The following is a 3473-nucleotide window of genomic DNA, read 5'->3' on the forward strand; positions in this document are numbered from 1 at the left end:
CCCCAGCCAGAAAGCTCTCGACGACCTTGAGCTTGAGCCTTGTTTCGTACTTCCCCATGGGACCTCTTGAACTGTGTCCAACTTCTGGGGGTCAGTTCACTTCCGCGGAGGCCATTCGGTTTAAGTCAGGCGGTCGCAGCCTGACCAGCGCGTTGTCGATGGTAGTTCGCCTCGAACTCTGCCGGCGGGATACAGCTCAGCGGCTCTATCAGTCGATTGCGGTTGAACCTGGCCACCCACTTCAACGTCGCCAACTCCAACGCCTGCTCGATTCTCCGCGGTCCGCGCCGGGTGGAACACCTCGGCCTTGCAGAGCCCGTTGATGGTCTCGGTCGGCTTGCGCGGTCGTACAGCGCTTGCTCCAAGGCGTCCAGCACAGACTTGGTGTGCTTCATACTCTTCTTCATTCCAGGGATCAAAAGCCCTGATCGATGTGTCCGAAGAAATTCGACCATGACACACTAAAAGCTGACAGCCCACGCTTCTTCAAGGAATCGAGTTCCGATAGGGGCGCGCGCGCGACTACGACGCTTTGCTGCGCAACAAGGTCGACACAGCACGCGCTCAGATCGCGTCGGGCCAGGTTGTGAGCAGCGCTGACGTCGAGGCGCGCAGTGCTGCCCGTCGCGCTGCCCTTCGCGCAAAAGCAGGCGCTTCTGACACATGAAGGTTTGTGGGCGCTGGCAGCCAAGCAGGGCCGTGCCGACGTCGTCGCCTCCACACCGCTCGCCTTTGGCCGCCTGCCCGGCCTTGATGTCCGCGACTGGGAGGCGCCCCATCGGGGGCGCCACGGAGGCGCGCCGCCGAGCGCCCTACCCCGCCGCCCCGCTGAACCGATCATTCGCCCGCCGCCGGAAATCCCGCGGCGTCATGCCCTTGGCTTCCAGAAAGCGGCGGTTGAAGTTGGCCAGGTTGTTGAAGCCCACCTCGTAGGCGATGTCGCCCACGCGGCGGTCGCTTTCCATCAGCAGCTGGCAGGCGCGGTTGATGCGCACGCGGTTGACGAAGTCGGTGAAATTGTTGCCGGTGGCCCGGCGGAAGAAGCGGCTGAAGCTGCTCTCGGTCATGCCCAGCTCGGCGGCCAGTTCGGCGGCCACGAAGGTCTGGCTGATGTCGGCCGTCAGCCGGCTGACGATGGCGTTGATCTGCTCCAGCCCGGCTTCGTCGTCCTTGGCCTGCATCTGCACGCTGGACAGCATGCGGTAGTCGTTGCAGCGCGAGAGCACCCCCAGCAGGTCGCAGAAGGCGGCCAGCCGGCGCAGGCCGCGCTCGGCCTTGCACTGGTGCCACAGCGTGCGCGCCACCTCGCCCAGGCCGAAGAACTCCACGCCGTGGCGCGCCCGCTCCAGCAGCGGCAGCGCCTCGGCCAGCTCGGGCACCACCTGGGCGGCGGCCACCAGCGGCTCGCGCTGGAACTGGATGACCAGGTCGCGCTCGGCCACGCCGCCTTCCGGCACGTCCACCGACACCCAGTTGTGCGGCAGCCGCGGGCCGGTGAGCACCAGGTGCCCGGGCTCGAAGGAGCCGATCCAGTCGCCCACGAAGGCCTTGCCGGTGGTGGCCACGATGAGGTGCAGCTCGTACTCCTCATGGTGGTGCCAGCGCGCCAGCGGCGTGGGAAAGCCGTGCGCCAGGCAACGGATGAAGCCGGTGTCTTCCACCGGCTCATAACCCAGCGCGGTGGGCCGGGTGTGGTCGTACTCCATCTCCGGCGCACGCCGGCGCGGGGGGTGCATCGCTTCTTGGCCTCGCATGGCGCGATTCTCGGTGCTCGGGCTCCTAGAGATCGAACTGGCTGGGCAGCATCACCACGTCGCGGATGGTCACGTGGCGCGGCCGGGTGAGCATGAACAGCATCGCCTCGGCCACGTCGGCCGGCTCCATCAGGCTGCCGTTGGCCTTGGCCTCGGCGAGCTTGTCGGCCGGCCAGTCGGCCAGCAGCGCGCTGGCCACCGGCCCCGGCGACAGCGAACCCACGCGGATGCCGTGCTTGAACACCTGCCGCCGCACCGTCTGCACGAAGCAATGGATCGCCCACTTGGAAGACGCATACACCGGCTCCCACGGCGTCGGAAAGTGCGCCGCCAAGGAGCTGGTGACCACGATGTCGCCGGTGCCGCGGCCGATCATGTGCGGCAGCACGTCGTGCACGTTCTTCATCACCACATTGACGTTCAGGTTCAGCATGCGGTCGATGGCGCTGCTGTCGGCGTCCACCAGGTCGCCACCCACGTAGAGCCCGGCATTGGCATGCAGGATGTCGATCTGCCCCGCCAGTGCCAGTGCACGCGGCACCAGGCTGGCGCAGGCCGTGGCGTCCAGCAAGTCGATCTGCAGCGGCAGCGCGGCCGGGCCCAGCCGGGCGCATTCGCGGGCCAGTGCATCGCCGTCGCGGTCGACCAGCACCACGCGGGCGCCGGCCTGCAGCATCGCCTCGGTGCCGGCCAGGCCGATGCCTGAAGCGGCGCCGGTGACCACGGCCACACGGCCTTCCAGTTGTCTAGTCATCGGTGCTCTCCTGCAGGCCATTGGCACGATCGGCCAGCCATTGCGCCACGCGGCCCGAAGCATCACGGATCGCGGCCACCAGCCGCGCGTCGCCGGCCAGCGGGCCCCACAGCGGGCCGTCGGCGCAGAAGGCCGCCACCGGGTCGGCCGCCTCGCAGATGGCATGGGCCACGGCCGGGTCCATCGCCTGGTCCTGGTAGGTGTACGGAATCTGCCCGCGGTGCCAGCGCTGCAGGTAGGCCAGGAACAGCGCCGGCAGCATGGCCACGCTGGCGATGCCCTCCCCGCGCGCCAGGCGCTCGCGGATGGTGGGCGCGATGAAGCCGGGCAGCTTGCTGAAGCCGTCCATCGCCACGCGCTGGTTGGTGTCGGCGATGGCGGGGTTGCCGAAGCGGTCGAGCACCACGTCGCGGTAGGCGGCCAGGTCCAGCGGGCTGGGGCTCAGCACCGGGATGGTGTCGTCGGTGACGTAGTCGTAGGCCATGCGGCGGATCGCCGCGTCGTGGGTGCCCTCGTGGATGTACTGCAGCCCGGCCAACGTGCCCGCCCAGGCGATGCAGCTGTGGGTGGCATTGAGCAGCCGGATCTTGGCTTCTTCATGCGCATCGACCGACTGCACCATCTCCACGCCCACCTGCTCCCAGGCCGGGCGGCCGGCGATGAAGCGGTCTTCGATCACCCACTGGATGAAGCTCTCGCCCATCAAGGCCGCGGGGTCGTCCACGCCGGTGGCGGCACGCACACGGTCGCGCACTTCGGCGGTAGGCCGGGGCGTGATGCGGTCGACCATCGCATTGGGGCTGCTGGTGTGGGCCTGCACCCAGGCCAGCAGGTCGGCATCGCCCACCTGCTGGATGAACTGCAGCAGGCCGCTGCGCGCGCGGTCGCCGTTGTGGCGCAGGTTGTCGCAGTTCAGCAGCGTGAGGGGGCCGGCGCCCGCGGCCATGCGCGCGCGCAGGATGGCG

3 protein-coding genes and 1 pseudogene are annotated in these 3473 nt (G+C 68.6%); all 4 read right to left on the reverse strand.

All coding sequences use genetic code 11. The features are described from left to right. Window positions 1-125 precede the first annotated feature (125 nt). Window positions 126-330: pseudogene (locus ABNT58_RS10645) on the reverse strand (IS3 family transposase); the annotation flags it as partial. Window positions 331-812: 482 nt separating this feature from the next. Next, window positions 813-1754, reverse strand: a complete 942-nt coding sequence (locus ABNT58_RS10650; protein WP_348753455.1) for an AraC family transcriptional regulator — start codon at window positions 1752-1754, stop codon at window positions 813-815. Between the two features lie 25 nt (window positions 1755-1779). Beyond that, a complete protein-coding gene (locus ABNT58_RS10655) occupies window positions 1780-2508 on the reverse strand; it encodes an SDR family oxidoreductase (RefSeq protein ID WP_348753456.1) in 729 nt (242 codons plus the stop codon). Continuing rightward, on the reverse strand, window positions 2501-3473 hold a 973-nt coding region (locus ABNT58_RS10660; protein WP_348753457.1), incomplete at its 5' end, for a mannitol dehydrogenase family protein. The genes ABNT58_RS10655 and ABNT58_RS10660, both read right to left, overlap by 8 nt.

It is taken from the genome of uncultured Aquincola sp. (genome assembly GCF_964001545.1).
Lineage (GTDB): Bacteria > Pseudomonadota > Gammaproteobacteria > Burkholderiales > Burkholderiaceae_C > Aquincola.

Coding starts and splice junctions, on each gene's coding strand:
- ABNT58_RS10650 (WP_348753455.1), bottom strand. CDS start 1,754: ATGCGAGGCCAAGAAGCGATGCACCCCCCGCGCCGGCGTGCGCCGGAG.
- ABNT58_RS10655 (WP_348753456.1), bottom strand. CDS start 2,508: ATGACTAGACAACTGGAAGGCCGTGTGGCCGTGGTCACCGGCGCCGCT.